This window comes from Streptomyces ardesiacus (genome assembly GCF_003112575.1).
Taxonomy (GTDB): Bacteria; Actinomycetota; Actinomycetes; order Streptomycetales; family Streptomycetaceae; genus Streptomyces; species Streptomyces ardesiacus.
On the sequence record NZ_BEWC01000010.1, the window covers coordinates 181840 to 198511 of the forward strand.

Annotated in this window: 21 protein-coding genes; 9 read left to right on the top strand and 12 right to left on the bottom strand. The window is 74.4% G+C overall.

The genetic code is table 11. The features are described 5' to 3' along the window. The first annotated feature begins 152 nt into the window (after nt 1-152). On the top strand, nt 153-1022 hold the full coding sequence (locus Sdi02f_RS30755) for a glycerophosphodiester phosphodiesterase (RefSeq protein ID WP_030404531.1): 870 nt from the start codon (nt 153-155) through the stop codon (nt 1020-1022). A gap of 38 nt (nt 1023-1060) precedes the next feature. Then, nucleotides 1061-1615, top strand: coding sequence for a methylated-DNA--[protein]-cysteine S-methyltransferase (locus Sdi02f_RS30760; protein WP_031083798.1), 555 nt, complete (start codon nt 1061-1063; stop codon nt 1613-1615). Between the two features lie 35 nt (nt 1616-1650). Here Sdi02f_RS30760 and Sdi02f_RS30765 read toward each other — a convergent pair whose 3' ends face one another. Continuing rightward, the gene (locus Sdi02f_RS30765; RefSeq protein WP_030404529.1) at nt 1651-2079 is read right to left on the bottom strand and encodes a VOC family protein; all 429 of its coding nucleotides are present in this window, start codon (nt 2077-2079) and stop codon (nt 1651-1653) included. 135 nt (nt 2080-2214) lie between these two features. Here Sdi02f_RS30765 and Sdi02f_RS30770 point away from each other — a divergent pair, with 135 nt between their 5' ends. Then, nucleotides 2215-3123 (top strand): pseudouridine-5'-phosphate glycosidase, encoded by a 909-nt coding sequence (locus tag Sdi02f_RS30770; RefSeq protein ID WP_167458281.1) that lies wholly within the window; start codon nt 2215-2217, stop codon nt 3121-3123. Beyond that, the gene (locus Sdi02f_RS30775) at nt 3120-4058 is read left to right on the top strand and encodes a carbohydrate kinase family protein (RefSeq protein ID WP_108934398.1); all 939 of its coding nucleotides are present in this window, start codon (nt 3120-3122) and stop codon (nt 4056-4058) included. Before Sdi02f_RS30770 ends, Sdi02f_RS30775 begins: the two co-directional genes overlap by 4 nt. 6 nt (nt 4059-4064) lie before the next feature. On the opposite strand, the gene Sdi02f_RS30780 is transcribed toward Sdi02f_RS30775, so the two are convergent. Both Sdi02f_RS30780 and Sdi02f_RS30785 read right to left on the bottom strand, forming a co-directional pair. Continuing rightward, nucleotides 4065-4859, bottom strand: coding sequence for a methyltransferase domain-containing protein (locus tag Sdi02f_RS30780; protein ID WP_108934399.1), 795 nt, complete (start codon nt 4857-4859; stop codon nt 4065-4067). 64 nt (nt 4860-4923) lie between these two features. After that, the gene (locus Sdi02f_RS30785; protein WP_108934400.1) at nt 4924-5556 is read right to left on the bottom strand and encodes a nucleoside/nucleotide kinase family protein; all 633 of its coding nucleotides are present in this window, start codon (nt 5554-5556) and stop codon (nt 4924-4926) included. A 192-nt stretch (nt 5557-5748) separates the two neighbouring features. Here Sdi02f_RS30785 and Sdi02f_RS30790 point away from each other — a divergent pair, with 192 nt between their 5' ends. Then, a complete protein-coding gene (locus Sdi02f_RS30790; RefSeq protein WP_031083790.1) occupies nt 5749-6225 on the top strand; it encodes an anthrone oxygenase family protein in 477 nt (158 codons plus the stop codon). Nucleotides 6226-6293: 68 nt separating this feature from the next. Here Sdi02f_RS30790 and Sdi02f_RS30795 read toward each other — a convergent pair whose 3' ends face one another. The 3 genes from Sdi02f_RS30795 to Sdi02f_RS30805 all read right to left on the bottom strand — a co-directional run bounded on the left by Sdi02f_RS30795 (nt 6294) and on the right by Sdi02f_RS30805 (nt 8330). After that, entirely contained in the window at nt 6294-7100 is an 807-nt protein-coding gene (locus Sdi02f_RS30795; RefSeq protein ID WP_030404523.1) for an SAM-dependent methyltransferase, read from the bottom strand. Between the two features lie 93 nt (nt 7101-7193). Next, complete coding sequence (locus Sdi02f_RS30800) at nt 7194-7469, bottom strand: DUF397 domain-containing protein (protein ID WP_030404522.1); 276 nt, start codon at nt 7467-7469, stop codon at nt 7194-7196. Beyond that, a complete protein-coding gene (locus tag Sdi02f_RS30805) occupies nt 7470-8330 on the bottom strand; it encodes a Sco1979 family transcriptional regulator (RefSeq protein ID WP_031185795.1) in 861 nt (286 codons plus the stop codon). Between the two features lie 268 nt (nt 8331-8598). On the opposite strand from Sdi02f_RS30805, the gene Sdi02f_RS30810 reads away from it, so the two are divergent. Together Sdi02f_RS30810 and Sdi02f_RS30815 are read left to right on the top strand one after the other, a co-directional pair. Then, nucleotides 8599-9249: an ATP-binding protein gene (locus Sdi02f_RS30810; protein ID WP_030404520.1), complete on the top strand. Its 651-nt coding sequence runs from the start codon at nt 8599-8601 to the stop codon at nt 9247-9249. After that, on the top strand, nt 9240-9680 hold the full coding sequence (locus Sdi02f_RS30815; RefSeq protein WP_037800069.1) for a hypothetical protein: 441 nt from the start codon (nt 9240-9242) through the stop codon (nt 9678-9680). The genes Sdi02f_RS30810 and Sdi02f_RS30815 overlap by 10 nt, the downstream gene beginning before the upstream one ends. Nucleotides 9681-9697: 17 nt before the next feature. On the opposite strand, the gene Sdi02f_RS30820 is transcribed toward Sdi02f_RS30815, so the two are convergent. The 4 genes from Sdi02f_RS30820 to Sdi02f_RS30835 all read right to left on the bottom strand — a co-directional run bounded on the left by Sdi02f_RS30820 (nt 9698) and on the right by Sdi02f_RS30835 (nt 13722). Beyond that, on the bottom strand, nt 9698-9883 hold the full coding sequence (locus Sdi02f_RS30820) for a DUF8839 family protein (protein ID WP_030404518.1): 186 nt from the start codon (nt 9881-9883) through the stop codon (nt 9698-9700). 143 nt (nt 9884-10026) lie between these two features. Beyond that, complete coding sequence (locus Sdi02f_RS30825; RefSeq protein ID WP_031185793.1) at nt 10027-10728, bottom strand: DUF899 domain-containing protein; 702 nt, start codon at nt 10726-10728, stop codon at nt 10027-10029. Nucleotides 10729-10892: 164 nt separating this feature from the next. Beyond that, on the bottom strand, nt 10893-12662 hold the full coding sequence (locus tag Sdi02f_RS30830; protein WP_167458289.1) for an FUSC family protein: 1770 nt from the start codon (nt 12660-12662) through the stop codon (nt 10893-10895). A 277-nt stretch (nt 12663-12939) separates the two neighbouring features. Further along, complete coding sequence (locus Sdi02f_RS30835; RefSeq protein ID WP_030404515.1) at nt 12940-13722, bottom strand: nucleotidyltransferase domain-containing protein; 783 nt, start codon at nt 13720-13722, stop codon at nt 12940-12942. Between the two features lie 149 nt (nt 13723-13871). Here Sdi02f_RS30835 and Sdi02f_RS30840 point away from each other — a divergent pair, with 149 nt between their 5' ends. Then, the gene (locus tag Sdi02f_RS30840; protein WP_030404514.1) at nt 13872-14285 is read left to right on the top strand and encodes a RidA family protein; all 414 of its coding nucleotides are present in this window, start codon (nt 13872-13874) and stop codon (nt 14283-14285) included. Nucleotides 14286-14294: 9 nt separating this feature from the next. On the opposite strand, the gene pip is transcribed toward Sdi02f_RS30840, so the two are convergent. Continuing rightward, on the bottom strand, nt 14295-15266 hold the full coding sequence (pip, locus tag Sdi02f_RS30845) for a prolyl aminopeptidase (protein WP_031185791.1): 972 nt from the start codon (nt 15264-15266) through the stop codon (nt 14295-14297). Between the two features lie 39 nt (nt 15267-15305). Beyond that, a complete protein-coding gene (locus Sdi02f_RS30850; protein ID WP_031083780.1) occupies nt 15306-16019 on the bottom strand; it encodes a uracil-DNA glycosylase in 714 nt (237 codons plus the stop codon). Between the two features lie 79 nt (nt 16020-16098). On the opposite strand from Sdi02f_RS30850, the gene Sdi02f_RS30855 reads away from it, so the two are divergent. Then, a complete protein-coding gene (locus Sdi02f_RS30855; protein ID WP_030404511.1) occupies nt 16099-16638 on the top strand; it encodes an RNA-binding S4 domain-containing protein in 540 nt (179 codons plus the stop codon). Nucleotides 16639-16672 lie beyond the last annotated feature (34 nt).

The following is a 16672-nucleotide window of genomic DNA, read 5'->3' on the forward strand; positions in this document are numbered from 1 at the left end:
GGCAAAGAATCACGCTCTCGCCCCAGTTGTGCCGCCCACGTGAGCGTAGTTGAGCAACTCCATTCAGCCTGTGGCCACTCCGCACCCCTCCTCCGTTGACGCTCTGGTGCCACAGTGGTGCTGTCCGTGATCGTTCGATGCGAGGAGTACGCATGCACGTACGCGCAGTTGCCGTCGCGACCACCGCTCTTCTCGGGGTCGCCCTCACGGCTCCCCTCTCGCACGCCCGGGCCGACGGGGCGGGCGACGACGGGCCCACGGTCGTCGCCCACCGGGGTGCCTCCGGGTATGCGCCCGAGAACACGCTGGCCGCCGTCGACCGGGCCGCCGAGCTGGGCATCCGCTGGGTGGAGAACGACGTCCAGCGCACCCGTGACGGCGAACTCGTCGTCGTCCACGACGAGAGCCTGGCCCGGACGACCGACGTGGAGGAGGTCTTCCCGGACCGGTCGCCCTGGAAGGTGAAGGACTTCACCGCCGCGGAGATCGCGCGGCTGGACGCGGGAAGCTGGTTCGGGCCCGAGTACGCGGGCGCGCGCGTGCCGACGCTGGAGCAGTACCTGAACCGCCTGGACCGCAACCACCAGAAGCTGCTGCTGGAGCTGAAGAGCCCCGGCCTGTACCCGGGCATCGAGCAGCAGACCCTCAAGGTCCTCGCCAACGAGGGCTGGCTCGACCGGCCGCACGTGGCGGGGCGGCTGGTCGTGCAGAGCTTCGACGCCGACAGCATCCGGACGGTCCACGCCCTCAAGCCCGCGGTCAAGACCGGGTTCCTCGGCACTCCGGCCGTCTCGGAACTGCCGGCGTACGCGGAGTTCGCCGACCAGATCAACCCGTCGCACAGCACCCTCTCGATGAGCTACGTGTCCTCGGTGCACGCGTTCACGGGCCCCCACGGCAGGCCGCTCGAGGTGCTCACCTGGACGGTGAACGACGCGGAGACGGCACGCCGGGTCGCCGGGTACGAGGTCGACGGCGTCATCAGCAACAAGCCCGACGTGGTACGGGACGCCCTGGACTGACCCGGGCGTTGTCGGTGGCGGCCCGTACCGTGGGGCGCATGGACAGCCTCGGGCAGAGCGAGCAGCGGGTCGTGTGGACCGTCGTCGGCAGCGACATCGGTCCGCTGCTGCTGGCCGCCACCGGCGACGGTCTGGTCAACGTCGTGTTCCACGCCACCGGCGCCGTGCGCGACCGGGCGCTGGACGGGCTCGCGGCCCGGCTGGGCACGCGGCCCGTCGAGGCGCCCGGCTCCCCGCTGCTGAGCGAGGCGGTACGCCAGCTGGAGGCGTACTTCGCGGGTCTCGCCCGCGACTTCGACCTGCCGTTGGACTGGTCGCTGGTCACGGGCTTCAACCGGCGGGTGCTGCGCGAACTGGCCTCCGGCGTGCCCTACGGCTCGGTCGTCGGCTACGGCGAGCTGGCCCGCCGGGTGGACCGGCCGGGCGCCGCCCAGGCGGTGGGCATGGCCATGGGGGCCAATCCGCTGCCGGTCGTCGTGCCGTGCCACCGGGTCGTGGAGAGCGACGGCGGCATCGGCGGGTTCGGCGGCGGAGTGGCCACCAAGCGGCGGCTGCTCGCGCTGGAGGGGGTGCTGCCCGAGCCGCTGTTCTGACGGGCGGCACCGGCCGGGTGGTCGGACGCGGGCCGCTACGCGTAGTGCCGGGCCTCGATGACGTTGCCGTCCGGGTCGCCGAAGTAGAAGCTCCGCTCGGCCGGGCCGCGGGCGCCGTAGGAGTCGTAGGAGAGCTCCGAGACCGGGACGGACTGCTCCTGCAGGCGGGCGCGCAGGGCGTCGAAGCCGGAGGCGGACAGGGACACGCAGATGTGGTTGACGGGGTGCCCCGCGGCGGCGTCGGCGCCGGGGAGTACGCGCATGCGGGCCGCCATGGAGTGCGGTGCGAGGTCGAGGATGGTCGTGTCGTCGATGCGCACGGAGGGGAAGCTCACGCTCCCCGCGGCGTACTCGGCCAGACGCAGGGGCTCGAAGCCCAGGTTCTTCTCGTAGAAACCGGCCGCGGCCACCGGGTCGCGTACCCACAGGACGACGTGGTCGAGGCGTGCCGTGTTGTCTGCCATGGCTCCAGGCTCGGCCCCCGGCCCCGGGGCCCGCAACGGCTTTGTTCCGGCCCCGGCGGGTTTGGCCGGGCCCCCGGCCCGCCAGGGATGAGGGAGAGCGGAGCCGAGGGAGACCGTCGGACGGGAGGCAGGCGCGTGAAGCTGGTGGTGTCGGAAGAGGTGCGGGAGGCGCTCGGCGCGCGTCGCCCGGTGGTGGCCCTGGAGTCCACGATCATCGCGCACGGCCTGCCGCGCCCGCGCAATCTCCTGGTCGCCCGGGAGCTGGAGGAGGCGGTGCGGCAGGAGGGCGCGGTACCGGCGACGATCGCCGTGCTGGACGGCCGGCCGCACGTCGGCCTGGACAAGGAGCAGCTGGAGCGGGTCGCCACCGAGGACGGCATCCGCAAGCTGGGCCACCGGGACCTGCCGCTCGCGGTGGCCCGTGCGGCGAGCGGGGCGACCACCGTGTCGGCGACCGCCCTGCTGGCGGCCCTGGCGGGCGTGAGGGTCTTCGCGACGGGCGGGCTGGGCGGTGTCCACCGGGAGTGGACGGTGACGCAGGACGAGTCGGCCGACCTGGGCCTGCTGGCCCGCACCCGGATCACGGTCGTCTGCGCGGGCGTGAAGTCGATCCTGGACGTCCCGGCGACCCTGCAGCGGCTGGAGACGCTGGGCGTCGCGGTGGCCGGCTACCGCACGGACCGCTTCCCCGGCTTCTACCTGTCCGACTCGGGCCACCCGGTGGACTGGACCCTGGACGACCCCGAGCAGGTCGCGGCGGTCATGCGGGCGCAGGACACCCTGGACGGGCCGCCGTCCGCGCTCGTGGTCGCCAACCCCGTTCCCGAGGCGGAGCAGCTCGATCCCGCGCTCCACGCGCGCGTGCTCGCCGACGCGCTGCACGCGTGCGAGGCGGAGGGGATCACCGGTCAGGCGGTCACACCGTTCCTCCTGGAACGCCTGGTGCGGCTCACCGACGGCGCCTCGCTGAACGCCAACCTGGCGGCGGTGCGGGGGAACGTGCGGCTGGCGGCCAGGATCGCGGCGGCCCGGGCCGGGGCATGAGCACCGCCCCGGACGGTGCGCTGCTGGTCGTCGGGGACGTGGTCACGGACGTCGTCGCCCGGCACCGGGGACCGCTGGCCGCGGGGACGGACACCGCAGCCTCGATCCGGCGGCTGCCCGGCGGGGCGGGGGCCAACGTGGCCTGCTGGGCGGCGTCCGCGGGCTGCGCGGACGTGCGGCTGCTGGGCAGGGTGGGCACCGACGCGTCGGCGTGGCACGAGCGGGAGCTGACGGCGTGCGGGGTGCGCCCGCTCCTCGTCGTCGACGCGGCGGCGCCGACGGGGACGGTGATCTGCCTCGTCGACACCGGGGACTCGGCCGAGCGGACGTTCCTGACGGACAGCGGGGCGTCGTTGCTGATCGGGCCGGACGACTGGTCGGACGCGCTGCTGGACGGCGTGGGCCGGCTGCACCTGTCGGGCTATCTGCTCTTCTCGGAGCCGGGCCGGGCCCTGGTGCCGGTCGTCCTGGCGGCGGCCCGCGCGCGGGGGGTGCCGGTCAGTCTTGACCCCGCGTCGGCCGGATTCCTCACCGAACTGGGCGTCGGCCGCTTCCTCGGCCTGGTCGAGGGCGTGGACGTGCTGCTGCCCAGCCGGGACGAGGCGTGTCTGCTCACCGGCCTGCCCGACGCGGCGGACGCGGCCGCGAAGCTCAGCCGGCACGTTCCGCTGGTGGTGGCCAAGCAAGGGGCGCAGGGGGCACTGGTGGCGCGCTCCGGCACCGTGAGCGCACGGGTCCCCGCCGTGACGGCGTCGCCGCGGGACAGTACGGGCGCCGGTGACGCCTTCACCGGCGCCTTCCTCGCCGCACTGCTCGGCGGCGCGGAGCCCGAGGAGGCGGCGGCCGCCGGGTGCCGGGCGGGGGCCCGGGCGGTCGAAGGGGTGGGCGGGCGACCTCCGCGTACGGGGGCCGGCCGGCGCGCGGACGACGGGTAGCCGCGGTCACGCCTTGCGGCCCCACGCCGAGATCATCGGCGCCGTCGCGAGGTCCATGTCCCCGGACGCGACGTTCGCGAGGTGGCGGTCGATGTCGTCGTGGGAGGCCACCCCCGCGGAGACCAGCTCGTCGCGGATGTGCCGTACGGTCGCGGACTCCAGGGCGGCGCACGCGGGCGAGGCGACCGGGAAGTAGGCGTCGGCCTCCACCCGGCGCAGGCCGGCCTCCCTGAGCAGCCGGGGCAGCCGGCGGCCGTAGGACAGGTCGGCGCCGCGCTGGGAGAGCAGGTGGCGGAAGCCGTGCCGGAGCCTGTTCGCCAACTGCTGCTCGGGGCCGTGCTCGTCGGGGCAGAGCAGCGGCTGGAGCGCCGGGTCGGCGTCCTCGACCAGGAGGCGCCCTCCCGGCCGCAGGGCGCCGATCATGGACCGCAACGCGCGCTCCCGGTCGGGGATGTGGACGAGGACGAGGCGGGCGTGCACGAGGTCGAAGCCGTCCCCCGGGGGTTCCTCCGCGCCGACGTCGTGCACCCGGACCTCGACCGGAGGCCGCCCGGCCGGGGCGACCCGCGAGGTGTCGATGTCGGTCGCGAGGACCCTGCCGGTCGGTCCCACCCGCTTGGCCAGCCACGACACCACCGAGGTGCCTCCGGCCCCGACCTCCCAGCAGCGCCACCCGGGGCCGACGCCGAGGGCCTGGAGGTGGCGGAACGTGGTGGGGTCGAAGAGCGTGGCGAAGGCGTCGAAGCGCTCCGCAGCCTCGGCCCGGCCGTTGTCGAGGAGGTATCCGTCGGTTCGCGTCATGCTGCGATCATCCCAGTTGTCCGGCTTGCCCGAAGGCGACGCTCCGGCGGCGGGGCCCCGCGGGTCAGCCGTTCCAGGCGGGCCGGCGCGGGTCGTCGGCGCGCACCAGGACGTCGGCGGTGCCGGACGGGTCGGTCTCCTCGTCGTAGCGCTCGAAGGCGGGCAGGGTCCAGTGCTCGGGCTCGGGGGTGCGGCGGCGCAGTGCGCCGGGGGTGAGGACGAGGTGGACGCTCAGGTCCAGGGGGAACCAGTGGCGCAGCAGGAAGGGACCGTGGAGCAGCAGCACGCCGCCGGGAGCCAGCCGGGCGTGCGGGCTGCGGGTGGCGCGGTCGGTGACCGGGTCCCGCAGGTCGGGCAGGACCCGCCCGTCGCCGCCGGGTCCGAGGGGGTCGAAGACCTCGCGCCACAGGGCACCGATGTCGTACCAGCCGTTGTAGTAGGACTCGACGTCCTGGTGCCCGTACTCCAGACGGAGCGAGGCGGGCCGAAGGAAGCCCTCCGTCCCCACCGCGAGGGAGGGCCGGCCACGTACCCGCAGTGCCTCACCGATCCGTTCGGCGAGGTCGCCGGGGCGGGCGGCCGGGGCGCCGTCGAGGGCGACGCGTGTCCAGGCACTGCCGTCGGCGGGTTCCAGGTCGAGCAGGCGCTCGGCGAGCCGGTCGCCGAGCCGGTCCCAGGTGATCGCTTCCAGTCGCACCCGCCCATGATGCGTCACCCGGCGGGCCGCCTGCCGAGCCCGGCGTGCGGACGGTCGCCGCCCGGCCTCCTGGACGCTCGCGCATGACTCCGCGGCGCTCGGCCATGGTCACCGGGCCGGTGCGGAGGTTGACTTGGGGCGATCGGCGGCCGGGGGGCCGGCGGACGCGCGACGGGTGGGAGTGGGCAGGACATGACCGACGGACCGTACTTCGTACTGACGGTGCTGGGTGTGCTCGGGACCGGTGTGACGGCGGGCGTCTTCTGCGCCTTCTCCACCTTCGTGATGCGGGGGCTCGCCGCGCTGCCGCCCGCGCAGGGCGTCGCCGCGATGAACGCGATCAACACGGCCGCGGTGCGGCCGGCCTTCATGTCGGTGTTCCTGGGGACGGCGGTGCTGTCCGCGGTGATCGCGGTGGTGACGGTGGTGCGGTGGCCCGAGGGGGCGGTGGAACTGCTGCTCGGCAGCGCGCTGTACCTGGTCGGGGCGTTCGGGGTCACGGCGGCGGCCAACGTGCCGCGCAACGCGGCGCTGCTCCGGCTGGACGCGGGCTCCGCGCAGGCGGCCGGAGGCTGGAGCGCGTACGTGCGGGAGTGGACGGCCTGGAACCACGTCCGCGCCGTCGCCTCGGCCGCCGCGGCGGTGGCGTACGTGCTGGCCCTCGCCTGAGGCGGCCCACGACGGCCGGCGCGGCGGCTGGGCGGCTCGGCGGTGCGGCGGCTCGGCGGTGCGGCGGGTCAGGGCTTGCGGGCCACCGCCCCGTAGCCCGGGATGACGCCGTCCTCCTGGCCGGGGACCGGCTCGCCCAGTTCGGGGTGCCACCGGTGCGGCACCTCGACGCCGGGTGCGACCAGGTCGAGGCCGGTGAAGAAGCGGGTGAACTCCTCGCGCGAGCGCAGGGCCAGGGTGACCCCGGCGGCCCGGAGCCGGTCGGTGGCCGCCCGCGACTCCTCGGGCGTGAAGTCGGCCGTCGCGTGGCTCATCACCAGGTGGCTGCCGGAGGGCAGCGCGTCGAGCAGGCGGCGGACCAGGTCGTGCGCCCCGTCCTCGTCGGGGACGAAGTGCAGCAGCGCGATCAGGGAGAGCGCGACGGGCCGGTCGAAGTCCAGGATCTTCCTGGCGCCCTCCAGGACGGCGTCCGGGTCCCGGACGTCGGCCTGGAGGTACTCCGTCTCCCCTTCGGGCGTGCCGCGCAGCAGGGCCGCCGCGTGGGCCAGCACGATGGGGTCGTTGTCGCAGTAGACGACGCGGGCGTCGGGAACGGTCTCCTGGGCGACCTGATGAAGGTTGGGCTCGGTCGGTATGCCGGTGCCCACGTCCAGGAACTGCCGGATGCCCTGGCCTGCCAGCCACCGGGTGGCACGGTGCATGAAGGCGCGGTTGACCCGCGCCATCACCGGCACCCTCGGGTCGAGGGCGAGCATCTGCCGGCCCATCGCCTCGTCGACCGGGTAGTTGTCCTTTCCGCCGAGATACCAGTCGTACATCCGCGCGGGGTGCGGCTTGCTCGTGTCGATCTCGGTGGTGGGGTGTTGCCCGGTCATGACGCACTCCCAGGTGTCGAGCTTCTCGTCGCGATGGGTGGTCGACTCAGTGCCAAACAGCTTAAAAACAACAATCAAACGGAGGTGCGTGGTTCAGGACAGAAGGAAGTCCGCCTCACCCGCCTTCGCGCCTTCGATGAACGCCGTCATCTCGGCCGAGGTGTAGATCAGCGCCGGCCCGTCGGGGTCGGTGGACTGCCGTACCGCGATCCGGCCGTCGGCCAGCTTCATCGCCTCCAGGCAGTTGCCTCCGTTTCCGCCGCTCCACGGCTTGTGCCAGCCCTCGCTGCCCAGCTCACGGGCGGGCATGCCGTTGTAGATCCGCTGGCCGCGGGTCAGGGGCGGGCGCTGGGGTGTGATGCGGTTCATTCACAGCTCCTTGCGGAGATCCCGGAGGATCTCCTTCGTGCGATGTGCCGTGGCGGCCTGCGCCGCCATGCGGTCCATGACCTCGAGGTGGGTCGCCACCTCTGCGCGCGCGTCCAGGTAGACGGCGCCGGTCAGGTACTCGCTGTAGACCATGTCCGGGAGTTCCGGCATGGCGAATCGGAACAGCACGAAGGGCCCGTACGTACCGGGGTGCGGCCCGCCCGCGAACGGGGCGATCTGCAGCGTCACGTGGGGCAGCTTCGTGGCCTCGAGCAACTTGTCGATCTGGGCGCGCATCACCTCCGGGCCCCCGACGGGGCGGCGCAGCGCGGTCTCGTCCATCACGACCCACAGCCGGGGCGCGTCCTTGCGGGTGAGCAGTTCCTGGCGCCGCATGCGCAGGTCCACGTGGCGCTCGATGTCGTCGGGCCTGGTCTGCCCGACGGCACCCGAGCGCAGCACCCCGCGCGCGTAGTCCTCGGTCTGCAGCACTCCGGGGACGAAGTGGGGCTCGTAGGACCGGATCAGGGAGGCGGCGCCCTCGAGGCTGACGTACAGCGAGAACCAGCCGGGCAGGATGTCGTGGAAGCGCTGCCACCACCCCGGCTTGTTGGCGTCCTCGGCGAGCTGGACGAAGGCGTCGGCCTCCTCGTCCCCGACGCCGTAGGCCTTCAGCAGGAGCTGGAGGTACGGGATCTTGAGGGCGACCTCGGCCATTTCCATGCGGCGCACCGTCGCGGGGGCGACGCGCAGGATGCGGGCGGCCTCCTCGCGCTTGAGACCGGCACGTTCCCGCAGGTCCAGCAGGCGCCGGCCGAGTACGACCTGGCCGACCGTCGGCGCGGACCGCGGCTCGCTCACCGCCCACCTCCTGAAGAGTCCCGAAAGAGTCCTTGCGTCCCTGTTCCGTTGTCCGGGGACTGCCCCGGCGAGCCCGGCGTGCCCTGGTGCGGACAGCCCGGCGGCGCCATTCGAAGGCTTGTTCGAATGGCTGGGGGCCTTTCGAACAGCCTCAAGTGGCGCCGCTCGACGTGCTGTTGCGAGCAGTGTGCCACGGCCGTCCAGAACGTCACACAGCACTCTGCATTTTTCAGAGTGACACTTGCCAAGTGTTCACGGCGGGGCGATAGTGGCAAGCGTGATTCCGTCCGCGCCCTTAGGAACAGACGCCGCCGTGGGCTCCCTGGGCCTCGGTGCCGCCATGGGAGCCGGCCCCTCGGGAGCCACCGCCGCCGAGCGCCGGTTCCGCTTCGAGCTGGCCGCCCATCCGGGCTCTCCCTCGCAGGCCAGACGCCTGACTCGGGCCCGGCTGAGCGGCTGGGCGGTGTGCGAGGACACCTGCGACACCGCGGCCCTGGTCGTCTCCGAGCTGGTCACCAACGCGATCGTGCACACGGCGAGCAGACACATAGTGTGCGAGCTGCACGACGCCGACGACCTGGTCCGCATAGCCGTGCGCGACGAGGGCTGCGCCCCCGGCCAGCCCCATCCCTCGGCCGATCAGCAGCCGGAGGACGAGCACGGCAGGGGCCTGATCCTCGTCGACGCCCTGTGCGAGGCCTGGGGCGCCCACGAACACGGCCTGGGACTGCTGGTCTGGGCGGAACTGCCCCGCCGGGCCGGAGCATCGCCCGCCCCCGTGGAGCCCCGCGACGACCTGGGCTGGGGCGCCCGGCCCAAGCCCGGCCCCGCGGATCCCCCGCAGGACGGGGACGAGGCGGAGTCCCGCCTTCGCAAGAGCCCAGAGACACGCCGCGGAACGGGGACCGAATGGCTATGAGGGCAGCGTCCGGCATCCGACCGCTCGGCCTGGACACGATGGTCCGTCTCCAGCGCGGACGCCACACCGTCACCACGCCCGGGAGGCTGCCGGTGCCGGAGGGCATGACGGCCCCGCTGGGGTGCGACGCGGTGGCGGTCCCCTCGTTCCTCGCCCAGCAGGTGCTGCCCCGGCTGCCGCGCGTGGGGTGCGTCTACGCCGATGAGACGCACTGGTGGTGGATCGTTCCGTCCGACTCCGACTACGCCCTGGAGTGGCCGGCACCCGCGCGCTACGCCACCGGCGCGGTCGTGCCGGGTCCCGGGGTCGTCCCGGATCTGCTGCACCGCTCGGACGGCACGGTCCCCTACACGCCGCCCATCCCGCTGTACCTGGCGCTGTGCCGGCTGACCAACACGACGCCCACCTGGTCGCGGACGCTCAGCGCGTAGCCGCCGGGCGGCGCGGGTCAGGCCGCCGCGTCACCGGCGGCGTCACCGCGGCCCACGACGACCAGGAACATGTCCGAGGCGAGGTCCATGACGACCTCGGCGGGCAGGCCTTCCAGACGTCGCGCCTGGGCGAACTCCTCCGCCGGCCAGGATCCCCGCGGTCCGCCTGCGGGAAAGCGTTCGAGCACCGTTCGCCCGTTCACTCCGCACCTCCATGTAGCGCTGTACTCCTAGAGTTAAACGCCAACCATGGAGCGAATGCCTCGCCCGGTGAGGCGACTGAGACACAGGTGACACCCGTTCACCGCAAAGTGTGAGCGACGCCTCGGCCGTCCGGCCGTTTTCGCTACCGTGCGTGCCAGTCCTCGTACTCGTCGTGATACCGGACGCTCCCGCTGCTCACCGGAGCCCCGAGGGCCGACGCGCGCCCCTCGGGTTTCTCCCACGGCTCCCGGCGGCCGAGCGCCGTCAGGTCGAGCAGACTGGTGGCCGAGCCGAGCCCGTCCAGGCCGCGGTCGTACGTCGAGTAGGTGTGGAAGACCCGCTCGCGGTCCCGCAGGAAGCAGCTCAGCCCCGGCCGCTCCACCAGCTCGCCCTCGCGTTCGAGGGTCGCCTCGAAGTCGGTGTTGAAGTCGCTGACGAACGACGAGTACCAGGGCAGCGTCCAGCCCATCCGCGCCTTGAACGGCAGAATCCTCGGATACGGCGCCCGGGAGACGGCCGCGAACGCCGTACCGCGGGCCCTGAGGTGCGCGAGGTGGCCGATCTGGTCCAGGAAGGCCGAGCAGCCTCGGCAGCCGGCCTCCCACTCGGGCGCGAACATGAAGTGGTGGACGACGAGCTGGTCCCGGCCCTCGAAGAGGTCGAGCAGCGTCGCCTTGCCGTCACCGCCCTCGAACACGTACTCCTTGTCGACCTCCACCATGGGCAGCCCGCGCCGCTCGGCATTGAGGGCGTCACGCGCGCGGGTGGCCGCCTTCTCCTTGGCCAGCAGGGCCTCGCGCGCCGCGCGCCAGTCCGCGCGGGTGACGATCTCGGGCAGCGACATGACTCCAGCCTCCTGTGCGACGTGCGACGTGCGACATGCGTCGCGCTGCGGTCCGACGGCCGACGGTCCGCAGCGGTCGGACCGTCCGGGTGGTGACCGGCACACGGAGCGGAACTCATCGCTGTCCGGCAAGATTTTTTCAGGGGGCCGCTGAACAGGTTCGTTCAGGAGTCGTACGCCCGGACCGGCCGCCCGCGCCGCTCGGCGAGTTCGTCCCGCAACGCGGCGAGCCGTTCGGTGTGGCGGGGGGTGAGCCGTCCGGCGTCGTCGAGGTGCACCGCGCACGCGGTGGTGGTGTCGACGAGCCGTTCGAGGACCGCGGCGACCTCGTCGACGCCTGCGGAGTGCCGGGCGAGGGCGGGTAGTTCGGCGGCGGCCCGGGCGAGGGCGGCGCGGGCCTCGGCGAGCGTGCGGTAGGCCTCGCGGCGCAGCGTCCACCGGGTGGCGCGGTCGTCGGACTCGCTCAGTACGTGGGTGAGGTAGGCCCGCGCGGCGGCGTCGGCGGCCTCGACCCCCGCCCGGACACCGGCGCCCCGCCGGCCCGGCACCGGCAGGTGTCCGACCACCAGCACGATTGCGCAGGCCAGCAGCGTCTCCCCGATGCGGCCCGCGGAGGCCGCCGGTTCGCCGCCGGCCATGACCAGGGCGAGGACGAGGACGGTGACGACGGTGGTCTGGGCGGCGAAGTGCCGCGCGGCGACCGGCACCAGCGCGCCGCAGACGGCGACGAGGACGACGAGCCCTTCCGGACGGGGCAGGACGGCCGCGAGCGCGGCGAACAGCAGCGCCCCGACGACGGTCCCCGCCGCCCGGCACAGCACCCGGGACACGAGCGGGCCGAGGTCGGGCTTGACGAGGAAGACGGCGGTGGCGGGCAGCCAGTACCAGTGCTGGTGGGAGCCGTACCAGTGACCGTGGTGCAGCGCCTGGGCGACGGCGGCACTGACACCGAAGCACAGTCCGGCCCGCAGCCCGTACTCCCGCCCGCCCGGGCCGAGCACCGCCCGGGCCGCGGAGCGGGGCGACCGCTTCCGGACGTGCAGATCCGTTGCGCCGCCCCGGTCGAAGGCGTCCGCGGCGTGCAGCAGGGCGTCGTCCAGGGCGCGCAGCGCGGGGTCGGTCCGGCTGGGCGCGGGCAGCGGCCCGGCGGGGCGGTTGCCGCGGACGGCCGCCGCGAGCCGCCGGGGTCCTTCGGCGGCCCGCACGGGCACGGCCTGCTCCGCCCACGCGAGCGCGGTCGCGGCCTCGCCGAGGGGCAGGGCGGCGGCGTACTGGGCGTGCAGCCGCCGTTCGGCCGCGGTCGGGACACGGCGCCGCAGCCGGGGCCCGGCGAGCGCGTCCTGCGCGTGGTCGAGAGCGGCGGTGAGCGCGGCCCGCCGGGCGACGGCGTCCCCGGTGCCGGCCGCGTCGAGCAGCGCGGCGACCGCCTCGTAGACGCCGGCGACGGCCGCCCGCTCCCCGTCGAAGCGGAAGTCGAGGCGGAGGTCACCGGCGAGAGAGGCGGGCGTGGGCAGGACCAGCCGCAGCAGGAGCAGCCACCCGGCCCCGGCGAGGAAGGCCGGCACGCTCTGCCACCCGGGACCGGGCAGCGGCATCCCGGCGCCCAGGGCACCGCCGACCAGCACCTGGGTCCCGGCCGCCGACGCCACCGGCCCCACGGCACTGACTCCCCCGGCGACCAGCCCCAGCGCGGTCAGCACCAGGGTGAGCGCCACGGCACCCAGATGCAGCCCGGCATACGTCCCGGCGAGCAGCCCGGCCGCCCCCGCGAGCGCGGGTACGCCGATCCGTCGCACGGAGGTACGGCGGCTGCCCGGACGGTCGTTGATGCCGGCCAGCATGGCGGCGATCGCGGCGACGACTCCGAGGGAGGTCCGCCCGGCGACCATGGCCGCGACCAGCAGCGGCCCGCCGGCCAGCGCACCCCGGACCACCGCGTTCCACGGCACGGGACCGCGCTGGGCGTTCAGGGCGTGGGCGAGCCAGGGCGGCAGGGCGTGGGAGGCACGGCGGGCGGGGGTGCTGAACACGGGGTGCGGGGCTCCTGTCGTCCGGTCGAGGGCGGTGGTGAGCCTTCGGACGACGGTGGCCGGGCCGAGTGTCGGACCAAGGGTAGGCAGCGTTCTTGGCGCGAGGGAGACAGCCGTGTTTCCTGCCGGTGACGATCCCCGTGGCACGGTGGCCGTCGCCCGCGCCGCGGGGCGCTCGGGCTCACCCGTGCCGGGCCGACTCCACGGCTCGGGCGAGCAGCGCCTCGCAGTCGTCGACCGCACGCGCCAGGGTCCGCGGCTCCGGCGTCAGGGACGCGACCACCGCGTCGATTCCGTCCAGCCCGGCCCGCGCGACCATCCCCTTCTCGTTGGTGACCCACTCCCCCCGCGCCGCCAGGACCGCGTGCGCCGTCTGGGTCGTGGCGAGGGCGAGCGCGCCGGCGACCTGGGTGAGGGCGCCCTTGGGGGCGTGGCCGGCCTTGGCGTAGGCGAGGGTGGCGGTGGCGGCGCCGTACCAGCGGTCGGGGGCGGTGGTGCGCAGGGCGTCCGGGTAGGCGGGGCGGGGCAGGTCGCCGCGCAGCACCTCGTTGATCGCCAGTTCGGCGACCACGAGGTACGTGGGGATGCCCGCCAGGTGGAACATCAGCGGTTCCACGCCGAAGCGGCCCGCCCGGGCCTGCGCCACCTCGTGCTCGACCGCGTCGAGGTCGCGGTAGTGCACGTCGACCCCGCGCCCGTCGATCGTCAGCCAGGCGCCCCCGTTGAACACGCCGCCGCCCCACGCGCCGATCTCCGAGACCTCCCCCTCCCAGCCCACGGCCCGGAGGTCGTCCGGGTCGAAGGCGCCGCGGTAGTAGACCGCCAGGTCCCAGTCGCTGTCCGGTCCGTGCGTGCCCCGGGCGCGGGAGCCGCCGAGGGTGACCGCGCGGACGGCGGGGAGGGCGGCGAGCCGGTCGGCGGTGGTGTCGAGGAAGGCCTCGTCCGTGAGGGTGGGGGTGGGCACTGGTGCGGGCTCCTGACGGTGCGTGCGTGAGAGGGCGACGCCGAGGAGGCTAGAACGGCCGGGGCGGGACCGCGAGCGTAATTCGGGTGCGTGGTGCGGGCGGGGGACGGATGATCCGAGGGTCGTCCGTCCGCCCTCCAGGAGTCCACGTGATCCAGCGCGTCACCGTGCCCGGTCTCTTTCCGCCGCCCGCCTACTCCCATGCCTCCGTCGTCGAGGCCGGCACCAGGATCGCCTTTCTCGCCGGGTCCGTCCCGCTCGACGCCGAGGGGCGTCTGGTCGGGGAGGGCGATCCGGTCCGGCAGGCGGAGCAGGTGATCGCGAACCTCACCGAGCAGCTGCGTGCCGTGGGCAGCGCTCCGGAGCACGTGCTGTCCACCGACGTGTACGTCGTGAGCACCGGGACCGCCGCGCTGTCCGCGGTCTGGGACGTCGTCGAGTCCTCCGGGCTCAGCACGGGGCCGCACTCCTCGACGCTGCTCGGGGTGAGCTGCCTCGGGTATCCGGGTCAGCTGGTGGAGATCACCGCGACCGCGGCCGTGCCCGAGGGGGACCGTCCCTGAGCCGGGCCTTCATCCCCCGGTGCCGCCGCGCGCGTACCTGTCCGTCGCCGCGATGAGCGCCTCGTCGCCGGCCGTCCCGGCGTCGTGACCGGCCTCGTCCACGACCACCAGGTCGCTCTCCGGCCAGGCGTGGTGGAGCCGCCACACGATGCCGAGGAGGTTGCCGAAGTCGAGGCTGCCCTGGACCAGGGTGCCCGGGATGCCCTTCAGGAGGTGCGCGTCCCTGAGGACCACGCCTTCGTCGTTGCCTTCGCCCAGGAAGTGGTCGTTGCCCCAGTAGTGCGTGACGGTACGGGCGAAACCCCTGCGGAACTCGGGGTCCTGGAACCGGGCGACCGATCCGGGCGGTGCCGGGATCGTCGCCGTCTCCCAGTCGGTCCAGGCGCGCGCGGCCCGCTCCCGCACCGCCGGGTCCGGTGACTCCAGCAGGCGGTTGTACGCGGCCGCGAGGTTGCCGTCGCGTTCCTGCGGGGGCAGCTCGGCGACGAACCGCTCGTGGGCCTCCGGGAAGATCTTCCCCAACCCGCGGGTCAGCAGGGCCACTTCGGCGTTGGATCCGGTGGCGACCCCGGTCAGCACCAGCTCGGTCACCACCCCGGGGTGCGTCTGCGCGTACCGCAGCCCCAGGACCGAGCCCCACGACACGCCCCACACCAGCCACCGCTCGATGCCCAGGTGGGTCCGCAGCCGCTCCAGGTCGGCCATGAGGTGGGCGGTCGTGTTGACGCTCATGTCGGTGCCGTGGGCACTCGCGCGGGGCCGCGAACGCCCGGCGCCGCGCTGGTCGAGCAGGACGATGCGGTAGGCGGCGGGGTCGAAGTACCGCCGCAGGCCGGGGCTCGCGCGGCCGCCGGGTCCGCCGTGCAGCACCAGCGCGGGCTTGCCGCGCGGATTTCCGCAGGTCTCCCAGTACACGTGGTTGCCGTCGCCGACGTCGAGCATGCCGTGGTCGTAGGGTTCGGTCTCCGGATACAGGCCCATCGGAGCACCGTAGCCGCCTCGGGCGGCGGGCGGGACCGGCTACCGGGTCCTCAGGCCCGCCGTCCCCGCCGCCGTGCGCAGCACCTCGCGCAGCATCTCGGGAGTGAGCCTGCCGGTGAAGGTGTTGCGCTGGCTGACGTGGAAGCAGCCGAAGAGGCTCAGGTCCGGACCGTCGGGAGCGCCCAGCGTCACCTGTGCGCCGTGTGCGAAGGCCGGGCGGGGGCGGGGCACGGTCCAGCCCGCCCCGGTGAACGCGGGCAGCGCGGCCTGCCAGCCGAAGGCGCCGAGGACGACCACCGCCCGCAGCGTCGGCCGCAGCAGCTCCAGTTCCCGCACGAGCCAGGCACGGCAGGTGTCCCGTTCGGCGGGGGTGGGCTTGTTGGCGGGCGGGGCGCAGTGCACCGGGGAAGTGATGCGCACGCCGTACAGTTCCAGGCCGTCGTCCGCGCGGACGGCGGTGGGCTGCGAGGCCAGGCCCACGTCGTACAGCGCCCGGTACAGGACGTCCCCGGAACGGTCGCCGGTGAACATCCGGCCGGTGCGGTTGCCGCCGTGGGCCGCGGGGGCGAGGCCGAGGATCAGCAGCCGCGCGTCCGGCGGGCCGAACCCGGGCACCGGCCTGCCCCAGTACGTCCAGTCGGCGAAGGCCGCCCGCTTGGTACGGGCCACCTCCTCCCGCCACTCCACCAGTCTCGGGCAGGCCCGGCAGCCCGCGATGCGCCGGTCGAGTACGGGAAGGCCGCCGTTGTCCATGCGTCCACCGTAAGACCGCCACCGCCGGGCCGGGGAAATCGCGGCCCGTGCCACGGTGCCGGGCGGTTAAGGTCGAGGCATGGCTTCCGAGCATGACGAGGGCGGGAGTGGCCCGGTGGCCGCCCCGCAGGACGGTGCCGCTCCCGCCGCCGGGGCGGCGGACCCGAAGACCGCCGCGGCGATCGCCGCCGCCGAGGCGGCCCGGCCGCAGAACGGCGAGAGCGTCCGCGTGGACAGCTGGATCTGGGCCGTCCGCCTGATCAAGACCCGCTCCCTGGGCGCCACCGCCTGCCGCGGCGGCCATGTCCGGGTGAACGGCGAGCGGGTGAAGCCCGCCCACGCGCTCCGCGTCGGCGACGAGGTGCGCCTGCGCCACGAGGGCCGCGAACGCGTCGTCGTCGTGAAACGGCTGATCCGCAAGCGCGTCGGCGCCCCGGTCGCCGTCCAGTGCTACGTCGACAACTCCCCGCCGCCCCCGCCCCGCGAGGCCGTCGCACCGGCCGGCCTCCGCGACCGGGGCACCGGCCGCCCGACCAAGCGCGACCGCCGCGAGATGGAGCGGCTGCGTGGGCTGGAGGGCCTGAGCAGCTCCCGGAGGGACGCCGGGAACAGGCCCTGAGCCGCGGGGCCCGAGCCCGTCCGTGGCACGGGAC

Bases quoted from the DNA above. Each gene is read 5' to 3' on its own strand.
- Sdi02f_RS30755 (WP_030404531.1), top strand. From the start codon at position 153: ATGCACGTACGCGCAGTTGCCGTCGCGACCACCGCTCTTCTCGGGGTC.
- Sdi02f_RS30760 (WP_031083798.1), top strand. From the start codon at position 1,061: ATGGACAGCCTCGGGCAGAGCGAGCAGCGGGTCGTGTGGACCGTCGTC.
- Sdi02f_RS30765 (WP_030404529.1), bottom strand. From the start codon at position 2,079: ATGGCAGACAACACGGCACGCCTCGACCACGTCGTCCTGTGGGTACGC.
- Sdi02f_RS30775 (WP_108934398.1), top strand. From the start codon at position 3,120: ATGAGCACCGCCCCGGACGGTGCGCTGCTGGTCGTCGGGGACGTGGTC.
- Sdi02f_RS30780 (WP_108934399.1), bottom strand. From the start codon at position 4,859: ATGACGCGAACCGACGGATACCTCCTCGACAACGGCCGGGCCGAGGCT.
- Sdi02f_RS30790 (WP_031083790.1), top strand. From the start codon at position 5,749: ATGACCGACGGACCGTACTTCGTACTGACGGTGCTGGGTGTGCTCGGG.
- Sdi02f_RS30795 (WP_030404523.1), bottom strand. From the start codon at position 7,100: ATGACCGGGCAACACCCCACCACCGAGATCGACACGAGCAAGCCGCAC.
- Sdi02f_RS30800 (WP_030404522.1), bottom strand. From the start codon at position 7,469: ATGAACCGCATCACACCCCAGCGCCCGCCCCTGACCCGCGGCCAGCGG.
- Sdi02f_RS30815 (WP_037800069.1), top strand. From the start codon at position 9,240: ATGGCTATGAGGGCAGCGTCCGGCATCCGACCGCTCGGCCTGGACACG.
- Sdi02f_RS30825 (WP_031185793.1), bottom strand. From the start codon at position 10,728: ATGTCGCTGCCCGAGATCGTCACCCGCGCGGACTGGCGCGCGGCGCGC.
- pip (WP_031185791.1), bottom strand. From the start codon at position 15,266: ATGGGCCTGTATCCGGAGACCGAACCCTACGACCACGGCATGCTCGAC.
- Sdi02f_RS30850 (WP_031083780.1), bottom strand. From the start codon at position 16,019: ATGGACAACGGCGGCCTTCCCGTACTCGACCGGCGCATCGCGGGCTGC.
- Sdi02f_RS30855 (WP_030404511.1), top strand. From the start codon at position 16,099: ATGGCTTCCGAGCATGACGAGGGCGGGAGTGGCCCGGTGGCCGCCCCG.